The sequence below is a fragment of the Streptomyces polyasparticus genome (genome assembly GCF_014493765.1).
In the GTDB taxonomy this organism is placed as follows: domain Bacteria; phylum Actinomycetota; class Actinomycetes; order Streptomycetales; family Streptomycetaceae; genus Streptomyces; species Streptomyces polyasparticus.
This window is the reverse complement of sequence record NZ_JACTVJ010000007.1, coordinates 47,006-64,544: the sequence shown is the minus strand read 5'-3', so window position 1 is coordinate 64,544 and position 17,539 is coordinate 47,006. Positions and strand designations below refer to the sequence as shown.

Annotated in this window: 16 protein-coding genes and 2 tRNA genes; 13 read left to right on the top strand and 5 right to left on the bottom strand. The window is 71.1% G+C overall.

Annotated elements, in window-relative coordinates:
* Nucleotides 1-130 precede the first annotated feature (130 nt).
* The gene (locus H9Y04_RS15875; RefSeq protein WP_187814528.1) at nt 131-619 is read right to left on the bottom strand and encodes an SSI family serine proteinase inhibitor; all 489 of its coding nucleotides are present in this window, start codon (nt 617-619) and stop codon (nt 131-133) included.
* Between the two features lie 188 nt (nt 620-807).
* Here H9Y04_RS15875 and H9Y04_RS15870 point away from each other — a divergent pair.
* The 5 genes from H9Y04_RS15870 (at nt 808) to H9Y04_RS15850 (ending at nt 2,668) form a co-directional block, all read left to right on the top strand.
* Nucleotides 808-898, top strand: a tRNA-Ser gene (locus tag H9Y04_RS15870).
* Between the two features lie 119 nt (nt 899-1,017).
* Complete coding sequence (locus tag H9Y04_RS15865) at nt 1,018-1,530, top strand: DinB family protein (RefSeq protein ID WP_187814527.1); 513 nt, start codon at nt 1,018-1,020, stop codon at nt 1,528-1,530.
* 138 nt (nt 1,531-1,668) lie between these two features.
* Nucleotides 1,669-1,741 (top strand) — tRNA-Arg (locus tag H9Y04_RS15860).
* 176 nt (nt 1,742-1,917) lie between these two features.
* Nucleotides 1,918-2,133 (top strand): hypothetical protein, encoded by a 216-nt coding sequence (locus tag H9Y04_RS15855; RefSeq protein WP_308800991.1) that lies wholly within the window; start codon nt 1,918-1,920, stop codon nt 2,131-2,133.
* A gap of 190 nt (nt 2,134-2,323) precedes the next feature.
* A complete protein-coding gene (locus tag H9Y04_RS15850) occupies nt 2,324-2,668 on the top strand; it encodes a DUF1330 domain-containing protein (protein ID WP_187814526.1) in 345 nt (114 codons plus the stop codon).
* Here the strand turns inward: H9Y04_RS15850 and H9Y04_RS15845 are convergent, their stop codons facing one another.
* Entirely contained in the window at nt 2,669-3,286 is a 618-nt protein-coding gene (locus tag H9Y04_RS15845) for a putative glycolipid-binding domain-containing protein (protein WP_187814525.1), read from the bottom strand.
* Between H9Y04_RS15845 and H9Y04_RS15840 the strand changes: the two genes are divergently transcribed.
* From H9Y04_RS15840 to H9Y04_RS15805, 8 genes are all read left to right on the top strand, one after another.
* On the top strand, nt 3,285-4,256 hold the full coding sequence (locus tag H9Y04_RS15840; RefSeq protein ID WP_236070904.1) for a DUF2797 domain-containing protein: 972 nt from the start codon (nt 3,285-3,287) through the stop codon (nt 4,254-4,256). The two genes, H9Y04_RS15845 and H9Y04_RS15840, sit on opposite strands and share 2 nt — an antisense overlap.
* A 117-nt stretch (nt 4,257-4,373) precedes the next feature.
* Nucleotides 4,374-4,730: an antibiotic biosynthesis monooxygenase family protein gene (locus tag H9Y04_RS15835; RefSeq protein WP_187814524.1), complete on the top strand. Its 357-nt coding sequence runs from the start codon at nt 4,374-4,376 to the stop codon at nt 4,728-4,730.
* Nucleotides 4,731-4,973: 243 nt separating this feature from the next.
* Nucleotides 4,974-5,762: a response regulator transcription factor gene (locus H9Y04_RS15830; RefSeq protein ID WP_306660141.1), complete on the top strand. Its 789-nt coding sequence runs from the start codon at nt 4,974-4,976 to the stop codon at nt 5,760-5,762.
* A gap of 11 nt (nt 5,763-5,773) precedes the next feature.
* Nucleotides 5,774-7,345, top strand: a complete 1,572-nt coding sequence (locus tag H9Y04_RS15825) for a sensor histidine kinase (protein WP_187814523.1) — start codon at nt 5,774-5,776, stop codon at nt 7,343-7,345.
* A gap of 25 nt (nt 7,346-7,370) precedes the next feature.
* Nucleotides 7,371-8,762 (top strand): bifunctional glycosyltransferase family 2/GtrA family protein, encoded by a 1,392-nt coding sequence (locus H9Y04_RS15820; RefSeq protein ID WP_187814522.1) that lies wholly within the window; start codon nt 7,371-7,373, stop codon nt 8,760-8,762.
* 84 nt (nt 8,763-8,846) lie between these two features.
* Entirely contained in the window at nt 8,847-11,072 is a 2,226-nt protein-coding gene (locus tag H9Y04_RS15815; protein WP_187814521.1) for an ArnT family glycosyltransferase, read from the top strand.
* A 90-nt stretch (nt 11,073-11,162) separates the two neighbouring features.
* On the top strand, nt 11,163-12,731 hold the full coding sequence (locus H9Y04_RS15810) for an MFS transporter (RefSeq protein WP_187814520.1): 1,569 nt from the start codon (nt 11,163-11,165) through the stop codon (nt 12,729-12,731).
* A gap of 70 nt (nt 12,732-12,801) precedes the next feature.
* Entirely contained in the window at nt 12,802-13,578 is a 777-nt protein-coding gene (locus H9Y04_RS15805) for a TetR/AcrR family transcriptional regulator (protein ID WP_187814519.1), read from the top strand.
* A 3-nt stretch (nt 13,579-13,581) separates the two neighbouring features.
* On the opposite strand, the gene H9Y04_RS15800 is transcribed toward H9Y04_RS15805, so the two are convergent.
* The 3 genes from H9Y04_RS15800 to H9Y04_RS15790 form a co-directional block, all read right to left on the bottom strand.
* On the bottom strand, nt 13,582-14,049 hold the full coding sequence (locus H9Y04_RS15800) for a PPOX class F420-dependent oxidoreductase (protein WP_187814518.1): 468 nt from the start codon (nt 14,047-14,049) through the stop codon (nt 13,582-13,584).
* 63 nt (nt 14,050-14,112) lie between these two features.
* Complete coding sequence (locus H9Y04_RS15795; RefSeq protein WP_187814517.1) at nt 14,113-14,931, bottom strand: YceI family protein; 819 nt, start codon at nt 14,929-14,931, stop codon at nt 14,113-14,115.
* 148 nt (nt 14,932-15,079) lie between these two features.
* Entirely contained in the window at nt 15,080-17,464 is a 2,385-nt protein-coding gene (locus H9Y04_RS15790) for an MFS transporter (RefSeq protein WP_498067165.1), read from the bottom strand.
* Between the last annotated feature and the right edge of the window lie 75 nt (nt 17,465-17,539).

Sequence of the window (17,539 nt, the reverse complement as noted above, 5' to 3'; positions counted from 1 at the left end):
CGGATTGCCCCCCGGCCCGTGGCATGTCACTCAAGGGAGTCTACGGGCAGCCGTTGCGCTGGGGACGCCGGATGAGAGGGAGATCCCAGGAAGGGGGCACGGAGGTGGTGTGACCGCGTGCGGTCACCGGTCACCAGACGCGCGGGCCGCCGGAGTCGGGCGAGGCCTCGGGCAGCACCGGCACCAGCTGGTTCCAGCGCCCGATCTCGCACCCGTTGCGCCGGTCGAAGTCCGCCGTGACCTGCTGTCCGCGCCAGGTCCCGGTGATACGGGCGGTCTCGGGCCCGCCGTACTGCATCGTGCACATCGCGTCGGCCGGCACGGGCGCGAAGGGGTCGCGGCCCTCGGCGGCGAGGGCGTCGAGCCGCGCACAGGCCTCGTCGGCCTGCGGATGTCCCCCGCCGCCGCTGCCGTCGGGCAGACAGCTGAGTTCGTACGTCTCGTACGGCATCGTCGATCCGGCCCCGGACGTGGTGGCCCCCGACGTGATGGTCAGCACATCGGGCTGCGGCTCGGGCAGCGCGTGCGCGGGCGGTTCGTCGGCGTGGGCGACCGTGGGCGCGACGGCCACCGCGGCGAGGGCCGCGAGGGCGGAGACGGCGAGACGGCTGAGCTGCATGGGTTTTCCGTATCTGCCAGGGGAGGGGACGGACTCCCTGTTCAACGCCTTTGCACCACGGACGTTGCGCACGCGCGGGAATGCTTTGCCCTGCCGCCCACGTGCCTAGTACCGTGGGGGGCGATTGGTGACAGCCCGCTCGGCTGTGTCATCATCTGCAACGCACCACGCGCTCGCGCAGGTGCGCTGGAGGCGTCGCCTAGTCCGGTCTATGGCGCCGCACTGCTAATGCGGTTTGGGACTTACATCCCATCGAGGGTTCAAATCCCTCCGCCTCCGCACTCCGCTCAGGGAGTCCTTGTCGTCATGACGGGGGCTCCCTGAGGTGTTTCTGCGCCCTTGCTGCGCCTGTCGCCGGCGGCGGCGTGATTGTCAGTGGCGGATGGCACGATCTTCGGATGACCGAGATCGAGCGCCCCCTACCGCCCTTCGACGCCGATGAGCACACCACCCTCGCGGGCTGGCTCGAGTTCCACCGCGCGACGCTCGCGATGAAGTGCGAGGGGCTCGACGACGCGCAGGCCGCGACCGCTTCCGTACCGCCGTCGGGGTTCACGCTCACCGGGCTCGTGCAGCACATGGCCGAGGTGGAGCGGAACTGGTTCCGGCGGGTCTTCGCCGGCGAACAGGCCCCGCCGATCTTCGACCCCGAGGCGGACCCGGACGGTCCCGACGGCGGCTTCGACCTCGCACCGGACGCGACCCTGGCCGCGGCGCTGGCGACCTGGCGCTCGGAGGCGGACCGCGCGCGGGAGCTGTGCGCCGGCCGTCCGCTGACGGACACGGGCCGCTTCATGGGGCAGGACGTCAGCCTCCGCTGGATCTACGTGCACATGATCGAGGAGTACGCCCGCCACAATGGCCATGCGGACCTGCTCCGGGAGCGGATCGACGGCGTGACCGGGGTGTAGGCCATCTGCGCGGATCTCGACGTTTCCGCAGCTCGCAAGGGGTGCGGTAAACGGATTTCACATGGCGGCGGCAGTCATGTAATGTTCTTCCTGTCGCCGCGAGCGGGGCGAAAGCACCGAAGCGGGACAACAAAACAAGCACTCGTAGCTTAACGGATAGAGCATCTGACTACGGATCAGAAGGTTGCAGGTTCGAATCCTGCCGAGTGCACATCGACAGAAGGCCCGGGAGATCATCCCGGGCCTTCTGCTTTTGCTCGTTCAGGAGTGAAGAAGTCAGTGCCTGCGGGGAGCGGCCCTTGCGGGTGCGCTGGTTTTGCCGAGGTGCGGCCCGGGGATATCCCCTCGACCGGCTCACGGGGGTTGAGCAGCGCAAAGGGGGATGAAGTGCTGGAGATCGGTCTGCTGCTCGGCGGCATGGGCGCGATCGCGCTCGGTCTGATCGTGGTCGTCCTGCGCCGCGGCTCGCGCACGGAGAACGCCGACGGCCTCCTCATCGAGCAGTCCGCTAGGCAGCAGGCGCACGACGATCGGGTGACCTACCGCTACACCGACCCCTTCTTCGACGTCGCACCGCCCCGTCGCGACCACCGCCGCGGCTAGCGCGTCTCCTTCGGATCTTGCCGGGGGCGCGGGTCCGGCAACAAAAGGGACGCCCTGGGTCTGCCTGTCGGGCGGCAAGCGGCAAGTGCCCTTACCTGCCGGGTCATCGACTCCCCGTACCGCCGCTGCGACTATCGAGACGTACCCAGTCGTAGCCAGCCGTCGGTGACACCCGAGTCCGGAGGACGCCATGTCCGCGTACGTCATAGCCCGTCTGCGCAAGGCAAGCCTGCACCCCGACATCGCCGAGTACATCGAGCGCATCCCCGGGACCTTCGAGCCGTACGGTGGGCGCTTTCTCGTGCATGTGACGCCGCACGAGGTGCTCGAAGGCACGTGGGACGAGGACGTCGTGATGATCGGGTTCCCCGGCATCGAGGAGGCACGGGCCTGGTGGGACTCGCCCGCGTATCAGGAGATCGCGCCGCTGCGCTCGCGGCACATCGACGGGGACATCATTCTGATCAAGGGCGTGCCCGAGGGGTACGACGCGACCAAGACCGCGGCCGCTCTGCGAGGAGCCCTCGAAGGGTAGTCAGGACAGCGGGTGCACGCGGTGGGCCAGGCCCGCGTAGCTCGTGACGAAGCCGGCCTCGTCGAACTCGACGTCGCTCTCGAAGTCGCCCGACGCGAAGTGGACGCGGGTGCCGGCCGGGCCGGGGCCGAGATGGCCGTACGTCTGCGGGGACATGTGGAGCGTGAGGTCGGGGACCGAGATCCAGACCATCGTGAACGCGTGGGTACCCGCGGCGCTGTGCAGTCCGTGGCGCAGGACCGGCATCGTGTTGGTGAGCGGGCTCAGGCCCAGGTCGCAGTCCAGGGTTTCGGGACCCGCCCAGTCCAGCGCGGTGCCGTTCGCCGTCCAGATGCCGGATTCCCCGTCCCGGCGCAGTTCCAAGTGCGCCGCCCCGCCGACGTCCCCGTCCGTGGGTTCCGCCGTCACGGTCATGCTGCGCGTCACCCAGTCCGGCCCCGTCTCCAGCGCGTACGAGAGCCAGTAGGGGTGCGGCAGCGCGGCGAAGACGCGGCCGCGGGCCGAGAAGGAGCGCGGGCCCGTCGGGGTGATCCAGGCCGTCTCGAAGCCGCCCGTCTCCGTCACCTGCCAGGTCAGGGCCCGGGTGCGGGGACCGGCCTGGGCGCGACTGTCAGTCATGGGTACCAGGATGGGCCCCATGGCGTGGTGGTGCACAGGGGTGCGGTGGAGCGGCGGGGCTCCCGCGCTCGGCTGGTTCGGGGACGGGCGCGGCGAGCGCGAGAGCCCGCTCGCGTACGGACAGCAGCTCGGATTCGTGGCCCGCGGCGGGCGGCGGTGCCTCGGTGTGCGGCGGGGCCGGCGGCGGACGGCCTGCCCGACCGGGGCCGCGGTGCCCGCGCGGGCGAGCCGGGCGCAGTGCGAGGAGTGCGCGCGGATCGACCGTTCGTACTCGGTCGCCGCCGACACCATGGCCGACGACCCGCGCCCGTATGCCGTCTATCTCGCCTACTTCGGCCCCGGGCTCGTCAAGATCGGGATCACCGCCGACGAGCGCGGCTCCGCGCGGCTGCTCGAACAGGGTGCCGTGGCGTTCACCTGGCTCGGCCGCGGTCCGCTGATGGCGGCGCGGCGGGTGGAGGAGCTGGTGGGGGTGGCTCTCGGGGTGCCCGACCGGATCCCGTACACGCAGAAGCGGGTGGTGCGCGGGGTGCTGCCGCCCGCGGCCGAGTGGGCGGCGGAGCTGCGGGCGGCCCATGGGAGGGCCACGGCTCTGCCCGGATGGCCCGAGTCGCTGGACCGGGCCGTGTGCGAAGTGGTCGATCACGCAGGGGAGTTCGGCCTCGCGGGCCTCGGCCACCGGGCGCAGACGGCTTCGGTGGTACGGGAGTTCGTCGACGGCGGCGTCGTGGCGGGCCGCCTCGTCGCGGCCGCGGGCCCGGATCTGCACCTTGTCGTGGCCGCGGGGCCGGATCTGCACCTTGTCGCGGCCGCGGGGCCCGATCCGGCTCCCGGCACGGGCCGCGGCCTGATCCTCGACACCCGCCTCCTGGCCGGCTGGCGCCTCGAGGCGGCGGCCGGCGAGACGGCGGCCGGTGGGGTCACGGTGCCGGTGGCGGAGCTGGGCGGGGTGCAGGGCGGACTGTTCTGACGGCGCTCGGTCCTCGTCCCTGCGAGCCGGTGCGCGTCGGCCGCCGATGGTCAAGTCTTGGATCCCTTTGGGCAGCGCACCTGGACACGGTTGTGCGGGTGAACGCAGGCTGGGCGCATGGAGATCACGCCCGTAGCGACCTTCGAACCTCCCTACTACACCGTCGTTTTCACCTCCGTGAAGAAGCCCGAGGCCTATGGCGACGGGGGCTATCCCGAAGCCGCACAGCTGATGAACGACCTGGCCAAGGACGTGGACGGCTACCTCGGCCACGAGAACGCCACCACCCCGGGCGGCCTGTCCATCACCGTCGGCTACTTCCGTGACGAGGACGCGATCCGCGCCTGGCGCGACAACCTCGACCACCAGCGCGTACGCAAGCAAGGGCGCGCCGAGTGGTACGAGGCGTACAGCTGCCATGTGGCCAAGGTCGAGCGGAGCTACGGCTTCCGGCGCGACGCAGGGTCCCACTGAGTCCCGGCTCCCACTGAGTCCCAGCTCCCGTTGAGCCCCGGCTCCCGCTGAGTCCTGGCTCCCGTTGAGCCCCGGCTCCCGTTGAGCCCCGGCTCCCGCTGAGTCCCAGGTCCCGTTGAGCCCCGGCTCCCGCTGAGTCCTGGCTCCCGTTGAGCCCCCGCCCCTCGCCGCCCCGCCCGTTTCTCAGGGAATTCACAGAATCGGGAAAGGGTCCTCTCACCGGGGACCCCGAGCATCGTCGGCATGGCCCCCACCAATAGCGACGCACGTACCGAACTGTTCAGGCCGGACGGCTCTCCCGTACGGGTCCTTGTCGTGGACGACGAGGCCGCGATCACCGAGCTGCTCGCCATGGCCCTGCGCTACGAGGGCTGGGAGGTGCGCACCGCGCACGACGGCGCGAGCGCCATCCAGGCCGCGCGGTCCTTCCGGCCCGACGCCGTGATCCTCGACGTGATGCTGCCCGACATGCACGGACTCACCGTGCTCGGCCGCGTCCGCGCCGAGACCCCCGACGTACCGGTGTTGTTCCTGACGGCCAAGGACGCCGTCGAGGACCGGATCGCCGGGCTCACCGCGGGCGGCGACGACTACGTCACCAAGCCGTTCAGCCTGGAGGAGGTCGTGGCCCGGCTCCGCGGCCTCATCCGCCGCTCCGGCGCCGCCGCCAAGCGCAGTGAATCGCTGCTCGCCGTCGGGGACTTGACCCTCGACGAGGACAGCCACGAGGTGACCCGGGGCGGTGAGCAGATCCAGCTCACCGCCACCGAGTTCGAGCTCCTGCGGTATCTGATGCGCAATCCGCGCCGCGTGCTCAGCAAGGCGCAGATCCTGGACCGGGTGTGGAGTTACGACTTCGGCGGCAAGGCGAACGTCGTGGAGCTCTACATCTCGTATCTGCGCAAGAAGATCGACGCAGGACGGCCGGCCATGATCCATACGCGCCGCGGCGCCGGCTATCTGATCAAGCCCGCCGAGCAGGACGCGCACCAGGCCCGGCCCCTGGCGGTCGGCGCCCGAGCCGGCGCCTGAGGCGGCGTCCGGTGAGACCACCGCGATCACTGCGGACCCGCCTCGTCGTCTCGGCGGTCGCACTGATCGCGGTCGTCTGCGCCGTCATCGGCACGGTGACGGCGGTCGCGCTCAGGTCCTATCTGTACGAGCAGCTCGACACCCAGCTGTCCGAGCTGGCCCGGCGCGCGGGCGGAAGGCCGCCGGGCGAGCAGCCGGTGAATCCGCCGCAGAACCTTCCGCAGGACGAGGATCCGCTGAAGGACGACGATCCGCTCAAGTTCCTCACGCTCCCCGGCCAGGACTTCGGCACGATCGGCGCCACCGTCGAGGACGGCCGGGTCCAGCGGGCCGCGATCAGCGCCGAGAGCAGCGACGTCCAGGGCCCGGCCGAGGTCACCGCCCTCACAGCGGACCAGAAGGCCGCGCTCGACGAGGTGTCCGAGGACGGCGAGCCGCACACCGTCGCGCTGCCCGGCCTCGGCGACTACCGCGTGCAGTACACCGCGGGCGGCGATCACGGCGAACTCCTCGTCGGCATGCCCACATCCGCGGTCGACGAGACGATCAGCACCCTGGTCGTCGTCGAGCTGTGCGTGGCCGGCGCCGGCCTGGTCGCCGCCGGTATCGCCGGTGCCGTCATGGTCGGGGTGGCCCTGCGGCCCCTGCGCAGGGTGGCCGTCACCGCGACCCGGGTGGCCCAACTCCCGCTGCACAGCGGCGAACCCGTGCTGCGCGAACGCGTCCCCGACGCCGATCCGCGCACCGAAGTCGGTCAGGTGGGCGCGGCGCTCAACCGCATGCTCGACCATGTGCACGACGCGCTGCGGGCGCGCCAGGACAGCGAGACGCGGGTGCGGCAGTTCGTCGCCGACGCCAGCCACGAATTGCGCACGCCTCTTGCTTCGATACGGGGCTACGCCGAACTCACGCGCCGCGGCCGCGAGGAGACCGGGCCCGATACGCGGCGTGCGCTCGGCCGGATCGAGTCCGAGGCCACCCGGATGTCGGGCCTGGTCGAGGACCTGCTGCTGCTCGCGCGGCTCGACAGCGACCACGGCGGGCCACTCTCCTTCTCGTACGAGCCGACCGACCTGTCCCTCCTCGTGGTCGACGCCGTGGGCGATGCCCGCGTGGCCGGCACCGAGCACGTCTGGCGGCTCGAACTGCCCGAGGAACCCGCCCTCGTACGGGCCGATCCGGCACGTCTGCACCAGGTCCTGGTCAACCTCCTCGCCAACGCCCGCACCCACACACCGCCCGGTACGGTCGTCACCGCCCGTGTGCGGGCCGGGGACGGCGACCTGAGTCCCTGCCGTATCGAAGTCGAGGACAACGGGCCGGGAATCCCAGACGAGTTGCTGCCGCATGTCTTCGAGCGCTTCGCCCGCGGCGACGCCTCGCGCGCCCGTGCCGCGGGGGCCGGGCAGGCCGGTTCGACCGGGCTCGGGCTCGCGATCGTACGGGCGGTGGTGACGGCGCACGGCGGAAGCGTGCGGGTCGAGAGCGCGCCGGGGCGGACCCTGTTCACGGTCGAGCTGCCGGGCGCCGCCCCCTCGAACGCTCACTCACAGACAGGGCACAGCCTCACCACACAGCTGTGACAGGGCAGTTCGCGAGGGTCGCGGCATGCCAACCGAACCTCGCCCCCGGACCTTGCCGGCCCGGCGGCATCTGCCTGCCGAGGTCCGCGGAACACCGGTCCTCGACGTCGTCGTCCCCGTCCACAACGAGCAGCGGGACCTCGAACCCTGTGTGCGCAGACTCCACGCCCACCTGGTGGAGACCTTCCCGTACGGCTTCCGGATCACGATCGCCGACAACGCGAGCACCGACCGTACGCCCGAGATCGCCGCGTATCTGAGCGAGGCGATCGCCGAGGTCGCCCACCACCGGCTCGACCGGAAGGGCCGCGGCCGGGCGCTGCGGACCGTGTGGGCGGCCTCGGACGCGCCGGTCCTCGCGTACATGGACGTGGACCTGTCCACCGACCTCAACGCCCTGCTTCCGCTGGTCGCGCCGCTGATCTCCGGGCACTCGGACCTGGCGATCGGATCGAGGCTCGCGCGCAGTTCGCGGGTGGTGCGCGGGCCCAAGCGCGAGTTCATCTCCCGTACGTACAACCTGATCCTGCGCGGCTCGCTGCAGGCGCGCTTCTCCGACGCACAGTGCGGATTCAAGGCCATCCGGCGCGATGTGGCCGAGCGGCTGCTGCCGATGGTCGAGGACACCGGCTGGTTCTTCGACACGGAGCTGCTCGTGCTCGCCGAGCGTGCCGGGCTCAGGATCCACGAAGTGCCCGTGGACTGGGTGGACGATCCCGATTCGACCGTGCACATCGTGCGCACGGCCGCCGAGGACCTCAAGGGCGTGTGGCGCGTGGGCCGCGCCCTCGCGGTCGGAGCGCTGCCCCTCGACCGCCTCGCGCGCCCCTTCGGCGACGATCCGCGCGACCGTCAACTGCAGGGGGTGCCCGGGGGATTGGCCCGCCAACTGCTCGGCTTCTGTGTGGTCGGGGTGCTCTCGACCCTCTTCTATCTCCTGCTGTACTCGGCATTCCGTACGAGCATGGGCGCCCAACTGGCGAACGTGGCCGCGCTCCTCGTGTCCGCCGTCGCCAACACCGCGGCCAACCGCCGGCTCACCTTCGGCGTACGCGGCAGGGAGCGCGCCGTACGCCACCAGGCCCAGGGGCTCGTGGTGTTCGCCATCGGGCTCGCCCTGACCAGCGGCTCGCTCGCCGCGCTCGACACGGCGGCGGGGCGCCCGTCGCACACGACCGAGCTGATCGTGCTGATCGCGGCCAACTTGGCGGCGACGGTGCTGAGGTTTCTGCTCTTTCGGATCTGGGTGTTCTCCGAGCAGGGGGTGGCGGGGCGGGGGCGGTCCACGTCGGCGCGGGGGCGGTCCTCGTCGACCCGGGAACAGTCCCCTCCCTCCCGGGGGCCGGAGCCCTTTCCAGGCTATCGCTCACCCACCGCCCCCGCCGGGCCTGTGGATAACCCACGGGAGCACCGATGACCACCCCTGCCGGATCCGTGGCCGACTCCGTGGAGCACCGATGACCACCCCTGCCCGACCCGTGGACAACTCCGTGGAGCACCGATGACCGTCAACGTCTCGCCCCGCCCCTCCCTCCCGCCCGCCCCGACCCCCGTGACCGCCCCGGCGCACCGCCGCCCCGGCGCCTCTCTCGTCCACAGGATGTGGAGAGGCCGGCCCGATGACCCGCGCTGGGCGAGGCCCGCGCTCCTCGCCCTCCTCCTCCTGGTTGCCGCGCTCTACACCTGGAATCTGAGCGCCTCCGGCTACGCCAACTCCTTCTACTCCGCGGCCGTCCAGGCCGGCAGCGAGAGCTGGAAGGCCTTCTTCTTCGGCTCGTCCGACGCGGCCAACGCCATCACCGTGGACAAGCCGCCCGCCGCCCTGTGGCCGATGGCCCTGTCCGTACGGGCCTTCGGCCTCGGTTCCTGGCAGATCCTGCTGCCCCAGGTCCTGATGGCGGTGGCGACGGCGGCCGTCCTGTACGCGGCCGTGCGGCGGCGCTTCCCGGCGGGCGCGGGCCTGCTGTCGGTGGCGGTCTTCGCGACGACGCCGGTCGCCGCGCTGATGTTCCGCTTCAACAACCCCGACGCGCTGCTCGCGCTCCTGATGACCGTCGCCGTGTACTGCGTGCTGCGGGCGCTCGAGCACGGGCGCACCAAGTGGCTGGTGTGGGCGGGGGTCGCGGTCGGGTTCGCGTTCCTGGCCAAGACGCTGCAGGCCTTCGTCATCCTGCCGCCTCTTGCCGTCCTGTACGCGGTGTGCGCGCCGGTCTCCGTACGCAGGAGGCTCGGCCAACTCGCCCTTTCGACCCTCGCGTTGGTGGTGTCCGGCGGCTGGTGGGTCGCGATCGTGGAACTGTGGCCGGCCGCGTCCCGCCCGTACATCGGCGGCTCGCAGAACAACTCCTTCCTTGAACTGACCTTCGGCTACAACGGTCTCGGCCGGATCAACGGCGAGGAGACCGGCAGCGTCGGCGGAGGCGGAGGCGGAGGCGGCGGGCAGGGCGGCGGCTGGGGGGCCACCGGCATCGACCGGCTGTTCTCGTCCAACATCGGCGGTCAGATCGCCTGGCTCCTGCCGGCCGCCCTGCTGCTGCTCGTGGCCGGACTGGTCCTGACGCGGAAGGCCGCGCGGACGGACACCGGCCGCGCCTCGTTCGTGGCGTGGGGCGGTGCGCTGCTGATCACGGCGGTGGTCTTCAGCTTCATGCGGGGGATCTTCCACGAGTACTACACCGTGGCCCTCGCCCCGTACATCGCCGCCCTGGTGGGGATGGGCGTGAGCATGCTGTGGGAGGAGCGCGGCCGTCTGCCGGCCTCCGCGACGCTGGCCGTGACCGTGGCGGGGACGGCCTGGTGGTCGTATGTGCTGCTCGGGCGTGCCGCGGACTATGTGCCGTGGCTGCGGTGGGCCGTACTGTTCGCGGGCGCGCTCGCCGCGGTGGCCGTGCTCGTCGCGGCGCGGCTCGGACGCCAAGTGGCGCTTGCCGCCGCGGGGTTGGGGCTGTTCGCCGGCCTTGCCGGACCGGCCGCGTACACCTGGACGACGCTCGGCGAGGGGCACAGCGGGTCGATCGTGACGGCGGGTCCCGCGGTGGCCGGCGGCCGGGGCGGTCCCGGCGGCGGCATGCCGGGTGGTGGTGAGGGCGGTCCCGGTGGCGGCGGCCAGGGCGGGATCCAGCCGCCCGGCGGCAACCAGCAGGGCAACGGTCAGCAGGGCAACGGTCAACGGGCCGGTCAGCCCCCGACCGGCGGCCAGGCCGCAGACGGCACCCCACCGCAGGGCCAGACCCCACCGCAGGGCCAGACCCCGCCGCAAGGCCAGGCCCAGGGCCAGGGCCAGGGCAACAGTCAGACCCAGCCCGGCGGTATGCCCGGCACCGCCGAAGGCATACGCGGGGGAGCGGGCGGCATGGGCGGCCTCCTCAACGGCACGAACGTCGACGCCGAGACCAAGGCCGCCCTCCTCGAGAACGCCGAGGACTACACCTGGGTCGCCGCCGCCATCGGCTCCCAGAACCAGGCCAGTTACCAGCTCGCCACCGAGCAGCCGGTCATGTCCATCGGCGGCTTCAACGGCAGCGACCCGTCCCCGACGCTCGCCCAGTTCAAGAAGTACGTGGCCGAAGGAAGGATCCACTACTTCGTGGGCGGCGGAACGGGCGCCGGCCCCGGCGGCGGAAACGGCACCGCGTCCCGGATCAGCGCGTGGGTCCAGGAGAACTTCCAGAAGGTAACCGTGGGTGACGCGATGCTCTACGACCTGACGCAGAAGGCCGCCGACTGACCGCTCCCGATAAAGAGCTGTACACCGTACAAGAACTCCTTGTACGGTGTACGGGACCACTTCCCGTACACCGTACAAGGAGTCCGTACCATGACGGCGCCGACCGCCGCACAACCCTCCGGGGCCACCACCGGAGGCCACCCACAGCGCTGGCTGATCCTCGGCGTCATCTGCCTCGCCCAGCTCACCGTGCTGCTCGACAACACCGTCCTGAGCGTGGCGATCCCCTCGCTCACCACCGAGCTGGACGCGTCCACCGCGGACATCCAGTGGATGATCAACGCGTACTCGCTCGTCCAGTCCGGCCTCCTCCTCACAGCCGGCAACATGGCCGACCGCTACGGCCGCAAGAAGCTGCTCGCCCTCGGCCTCGCGCTCTTCGGCATCGGCTCGCTGTGTGCCGGACTCGCCCAGTCCAGCGGCCAGTTGATCGCCGCACGCGCCGGCATGGGCATCGGCGGCGCGCTGCTCATGACCACCACGCTCGCCGTCGTGATGCAGATCTTCGACGAGAGCGAGCGCGTCAAGGCCATCGCCCTGTGGGCCACCGTCGGCTCGCTCGGCTTCGTCTGCGGCCCGCTCGTCGGCGGCTTCATCCTGGAGCACTACTGGTGGGGCGCGATCTTCCTCATCAACATCCCCGTCGCGCTCATCGGCCTCGCCGCCGTGATCAAGCTGGTGCCCGAGTCCAAGAACCCGCAGGGCGACAAGCCCGACCTCATGGGCGCCCTGCTGTCCACCATCGGTATGTCCTCGGTGGTCTTCGCGATCATCTCCGGCCCCGAGCACGGCTGGTTCTCCGCCCAGGTCGGCGTCTCCGCCCTCGTCGGCGTTGTGTTCCTCGGCGCCTTCGCGCTGTACGAGCTGCGCATCCCGTATCCGATGCTGGACATGCACTTCTTCCAGAACCCGAAGTTCATCGGCGCGGTCTCCGGTTCGCTGCTCGTGGTCTTCGGCATGGGCGGCTCGCTCTTCCTGCTCACGCAGCACCTCCAATTCGTCCTCGGATACGAGCCGTTGGAGGCCGGTCTGCGGATGGCGCCCCTCGCGCTGACGGTGGTGGCCCTGAACGTCACCGGTATCGGGCCGAAGTTCCTGATGAAGCTGGGTGTGCCGAGGACCGTGCTGCTCGGCATGACCGTGGTCGCCCTCGGCCTCGCCTCCATCGCGCTCCTCGGCGGCGGCACCGACGGCAGCTACTGGGGCATGCTGCTCGGACTGTTCCTCTTCGGTCTCGGTCTCGCGGTGGCCCAGCCCGCCATGGCCAACGCGATCATGAGCGCCATCCCGGCCGAGAAGGCCGGCGTGGGCGCGGGCATCAACGGCACGCTCGCCGAGTTCGGCAACGGTCTCGGCGTGGCCGTGCTCGGTGCGGTGCTCAACGCCCGCTTCGCGGCGCTCGTCGCCGTGACCGCGAGCTCCCTGCCCGCCGCACTGGCGGCGGCGAAGACCGCGGGAGAGCGGGCCGAGATCGCCGACGCCTTCGCCTCTGGGCTGCAGACCAGCCAGCTGGTCGGCGCGATCGCGGTGTTCCTCGGCGGTCTGCTCGCGGCGGCGCTGCTGCGGCGGGCCGAGCTCGCCGCCCCGGCGGCCGTACCGGCTCAGGGGCAGTCGGTGGACGCAGCCGAGCCAGTCGGCCACCCTGAGCAGGCTAAGTAGCATCGAGTGCGGCGGACCGGGTCATTCCGGTCCGCCGCACCCACCCTCGTCACGAACAAGAAGGTGCGCCATGGTCAGGGCAGCCGAGCGGGCCAAGCACCCCGCGACCTCCAGCATCTGGCTGGACAGCGAGCGGCGGGGTCGCACGCGCAGGGACGGACAGCCGGACGGACTCGACCGCGACAAGATCGTGGAGACCTCGATCCGGATGCTGGACGCGGAGGGCCTCGCCAAGTTCTCCATGCGCAAGCTGGCCGCGGAGCTGAACGTCACCGCGATGTCCGTCTACTGGTACGTGGACACCAAGGACGACATCCTCGAACTCGCCCTGGACGCCGCCTTCGCCGAGATCGACCTCCCCGACCCGGACCGTGCGATCGTCTGGCGCGACGATCTGCGCGCTCTCGCCGAGTCGTACCGCGCGATGCTCGTACGGCACCCGTGGGTGGGTGCGATCTACAACACGTATCTGAACATCGGCCCGCATGCGCTGCTCGTCGCGCGGGCCGTCCAGGACATCACGATGGCGACGGGCCTTCCGCCCGCGGGCCAGGCGGGTGCGATCACCGCGGTCTTCCAGTTCGTGTACGGCTTCGGCACCACGATGGGCAACTTCCGGCGCAAGTGCGAGGAGTCGGGGATCACCCAGGACGAGTACTTCGAGCAGGCCCTGGCCGTCTTCCGCACCGAACCCGAACTCGAGGACACCCTCGAGCGCGCGAAGCCCGTCATGGAGGCGCGCGGCGGCGCGACCGTCGACGAGATGTGGGAGCGGGACTTCCGGTTCGGTCTCGATGTGCTGATCGCGGGGATCGAGACGATGGTGGACCGGGCGGCCGGGGCCTGACCCTCAGCCCTCCGCGAGCCGCGCCGGGAACCCGCCGGTGGCCACCGGGCCCCAGCGCTCGGGCGTGACCCGGATGATCGACTTGCCTTGCGCGACCATCGCCTCGCGGTACTCGTCCCAGTCAGGGTGCTCACCGGAGATGTTCCGGAAGTACTCCACGAGCGGCTCCACGGAGTCGGGGGAGTCGATCACCTCGGCCGTCCCGTCGATCTGCACCCACGGCCCGTTCCAGTCGTCGCTGAGCACGAGCACGCTCACGCGCTCGTCCCGCTTGGCGTTGCGGGTCTTGGCACGCTCGGGATACGTGGACATCACGATCCGGCCGGAGTCGTCGACCCCGCAGGTCAGCGGAGACGCCTGCGGCCCACCGTCCTGGCGGCGCGTCAGCAGGATCGCCCGGTGACGGGGCCGTACGAATTCCAGCAACTCGTCGAGCTCGACACGGGTGTTGGTCGCGATGCTTCTGGCCATACCGACCACCTTACGAGGCATCCGCCACCGCGGGGCGTCCGCCACCGCGGGGCGTCCGCCACCTTACGAGGCGTCGGCCGCGTCCTCCCGTACGAGCTGGATGTCGAGCTCCACCCGCAGCGTGGCCCCGATCGCGGCGACCCCGGCCTGCACGATCTGGTTGTAGTGCATCGCGAAGTCCTCGCGGTGCAGGGTCGCGCTCGCCCGGAAGGCGGCCCGCAGCCCGCCCCAGGGGTCGGTGCTCGTGCCCGAGTACGTGAGTTCCAGGGGGACTTCGCGGACGATGCCGCGCAGTTCCAGGGTGCCGTCCACCATCCACGTGCCGGGCGCGCTCTCCCGTACGGACGTACCGCGGTAGACGAGCGACGGGTGCTGCTCCACGTCGAGGAAGTCGGGGGAGCGCAGATGCTTGTCGCGCAGCGCGTTGCCCGTGTCGATGGAGTCCGCCGCCAGCGTGGCCTCGACCGTCGACGAGCGGACGTCGGACGCGATCTCCACGCTGCCGCCGAACTCGGTGAACCGGCCGTGCACGCTGGAGATCCCCAGATGCTGGGCGACCGCGGCCACCGTGGAGTGCGCCGGATCGATCACCCACCGACCGGGCGGCGGGAGTTCGGACCCGCCCTGCCTCGTCAGGGTCACCGTCCCGAGTTCCGCCCGCCCGCTCGCGGTCACCAGGGCGGTCGCGGCGTGCGGTGCGTAGCCCACGGCCGTGACGATCGCGGTGTACGGGCCGGGCGGCAGCGCCTGACCCGTCCGTACGGCGCCGTCGGTGTCCGCCTCGGCTCTGAGCACCTGCTCGCCGCGCATGTCCGTCAGCGTCACCACCGCGTGCTCCACCGCCCAGCCGTCGCCGGTCCGGATCCGTGCCGTCACTCCCACAGCCAACTCCCCTTGCGTACATGCCTGTTGCGGCATCGAAAGCAATCGGGGCCCGGCGGGCCGTCCCCTGCCCGCCGGGCCCCTTTCCCGGTCCGTCCCCCTGCCCCGCCTCCGCCAGGAGCAGGGGCAGGGGAACGTGGGTCCTGAACTACTCGTCCGGATGGGCGAGTTCGATGTCCTGACCGTCGACCCCGCGGCCCGAGACGGTCAGGGCCATCGCGGCCGGCGGATAGCCGGTGGCCATCAGCGTGTAGTCGCCGCCGTCCAGATCGGCGAAGGCGTACGCGCCGTCCTCGCCGGTCGTCGCGGTCGCGACCACGTTCCCCGCGCCGTCCACCAGCGTGACCCGCGCGTCCTTCAGCGGACCGCCGCCGGCGAGCACCCGGCCGCCGACCCTGGCGCCGGAGTGCAGCGCCACCTCGATCTGGGTGACGCCCTGCCCGGCGACCTCGACGGGCAGCGCGACGGGACGGTGCCCGGGAGCGTTCACCGCGACGGTCACCGCACCCGGCACCAGCTCGGCGAAGGCGAACTCGCCCTGCTCACCGCTGAGTCCGGTGGCGAGCACATCGCCGCGCACATCGGTCACGACGACCATGGCACCGGCCACCGGCTCACCGCCCTCGGCCGCGAGAACGACACCCGTGAGTCCGCTCGTACCGCTGAGGAGAAGGTCGTACGCGAGGGGCCCCTCGCCCACCACGACCGTGGCGGCCTGCGGCTGGAAGCCGTCGGCGGAGGCGATCAGGACATACGAGCCCGGGCCCGGGGCGTCGACGCTGTACGCGCCGTCGCCCTGTGCGATCGTCCGGCCGAGCTGCCGTCCGGCGAGCGAGATCAGCGTGACGGCGGCGCGGGGCACGGGGGCCTGGTCGGCGGTGCGGACGGTGCCGCGTACGGGAGTGCCGTCCGGTGCCTTGGCCTCGGTGGCCGTGGCGGCAGGAGCGGATGCGGTGGCGGCCGCGGTGGCGTCGTCGACCGCCACGACCTCCTGGGCAGCCGCCGCCGTCTCCTGCGAGACCGCGGGCACGGCCGCCGCGTTGGCGGTCCGCAGCGGCACCTCCTTGATGAACAGCGTGATCAGGAAGGCGAGCGCCGCCGCCGGAGCCGCGTACAGGAAGACATCGGCGACACCGTGCCCGTACGCGACCTCCATGACGGTCCGTATCGGCGCGGGCAGCTGGTCGAGGTCGGGAATGCCGCCGCCACCGGTGCCGGCGTGCCCGAGCTCGGCACCCTTGGGACCGAGCTCGGTGAGCCCGTCCTTGACGTAGTCGGTGACGCGCGTGGCCATCACGGCGCCGAGCGCCGAGACACCGATCGCACCGCCGAGGGAGCGGAAGAAGGTGACGACGGAGGAGGCCGCGCCGAGGTCGCTCGGGTCGACCTGGTTCTGGGTGCAGAGCACGAGGTTCTGCATCATCATGCCGATGCCGAGCCCCATCAGGGCCATGTAGATCGCGAGATGCCAATACGGGGTGTCGTAGCGCATCGTGCCCAGCAGACCGAGTCCGGCCGTCACCAGGACACCCCCGCTGACCAGCCAGCCCTTCCACTTGCCCGTCTTGGTGATGATCAGGCCCGAGAGCGTCGAGGAGACGAACAGGCCGCCGATCATAGGGATCGTCATGACCCCGGACATCGTCGGGGACTTGTCCCGCGCGAGCTGGAAGTACTGGCTGAAGAACACCGTGCCGCTGAACATCGCGACACCCACGAAGAGGGACGCGAGCGAGGCGAGCGTGATGGTGCGGTTGCGGAACAGGCGCAGCGGGATGATCGGCTCGCTGGCCTTGCTCTCGGTGAACAGGAACAGCGCGATGAGCACGGCGGAACCGCCCACCATCGCCCCGGTCTGCCAGGACGCCCAGTCGTACTTGTCGCCCGCGAAGGTCACCCAGATCAGGAGCAGCGAGACGGCGGCCGAGATCAGGAAGGCGCCGGTCCAGTCGACCTTCACCTTGCGCTTGGTGACCGGGAGCTTGAGCGTCTTCTGCAGCACGACGAGCGCGATGATCGCGAACGGCACACCGACGTAGAAGCACCAGCGCCAGCCCCAGTGATCGGTGATCACACCGCCGAGCAGCGGACCGCCGACGGTCGCGACGGCGAAGGTGGCGCCGAGGTAGCCGCTGTAGCGGCCGCGTTCACGCGGCGCGATCATCGCGGCCATCACGATCTGGGCGAGGGCCGAGAGACCGCCGACGCCGATGCCCTGCACGACACGGCAGGCGATCAGCATTCCGGCGCTGGTCGAAAGGCCCGCGACCACCGAACCCGCCACATAGATGACGAGCGATATCTGGACGAGCAGCTTCTTGCTGAACAGGTCGGCGAGCTTGCCCCACAGCGGCGTCGCGGCCGTCATGGAGAGCAGAGCGGCGGTGACGACCCAGGTGTACGCGGACTGGCCGCCGCCGAGGTCGGAGATGATCTCCGGCAGGGCGTTGGAGACGATCGTGGACGACAGGATCGCCACGAACATGCCGAGCAGCAGACCGGAGAGAGCCTCCATGATCTGCCGGTGCGTCATCGGGGAGCCGTCGGCCGACGGCTGGCCTCCGTGCTTGGCATGGCTGCCCCGCACACCGGTGGGTGTGGTCGTTGC

Excerpts from the sequence above, each read along its gene's own strand:
- H9Y04_RS15845 (WP_187814525.1), bottom strand. The coding sequence starts at position 3,286 with ATGACTGACAGTCGCGCCCAGGCCGGTCCCCGCACCCGGGCCCTGACC.
- H9Y04_RS15875 (WP_187814528.1), bottom strand. The coding sequence starts at position 619 with ATGCAGCTCAGCCGTCTCGCCGTCTCCGCCCTCGCGGCCCTCGCCGCG.
- H9Y04_RS15850 (WP_187814526.1), top strand. The coding sequence starts at position 2,324 with ATGTCCGCGTACGTCATAGCCCGTCTGCGCAAGGCAAGCCTGCACCCC.
- H9Y04_RS15840 (WP_236070904.1), top strand. The coding sequence starts at position 3,285 with ATGGGTACCAGGATGGGCCCCATGGCGTGGTGGTGCACAGGGGTGCGG.
- H9Y04_RS15835 (WP_187814524.1), top strand. The coding sequence starts at position 4,374 with ATGGAGATCACGCCCGTAGCGACCTTCGAACCTCCCTACTACACCGTC.
- H9Y04_RS15865 (WP_187814527.1), top strand. The coding sequence starts at position 1,018 with ATGACCGAGATCGAGCGCCCCCTACCGCCCTTCGACGCCGATGAGCAC.
- H9Y04_RS15815 (WP_187814521.1), top strand. The coding sequence starts at position 8,847 with ATGACCGTCAACGTCTCGCCCCGCCCCTCCCTCCCGCCCGCCCCGACC.
- H9Y04_RS15820 (WP_187814522.1), top strand. The coding sequence starts at position 7,371 with ATGCCAACCGAACCTCGCCCCCGGACCTTGCCGGCCCGGCGGCATCTG.
- H9Y04_RS15830 (WP_306660141.1), top strand. The coding sequence starts at position 4,974 with ATGGCCCCCACCAATAGCGACGCACGTACCGAACTGTTCAGGCCGGAC.
- H9Y04_RS15800 (WP_187814518.1), bottom strand. The coding sequence starts at position 14,049 with ATGGCCAGAAGCATCGCGACCAACACCCGTGTCGAGCTCGACGAGTTG.
- H9Y04_RS15810 (WP_187814520.1), top strand. The coding sequence starts at position 11,163 with ATGACGGCGCCGACCGCCGCACAACCCTCCGGGGCCACCACCGGAGGC.
- H9Y04_RS15805 (WP_187814519.1), top strand. The coding sequence starts at position 12,802 with ATGGTCAGGGCAGCCGAGCGGGCCAAGCACCCCGCGACCTCCAGCATC.
- H9Y04_RS15790 (WP_498067165.1), bottom strand. The coding sequence starts at position 17,464 with ATGACGCACCGGCAGATCATGGAGGCTCTCTCCGGTCTGCTGCTCGGC.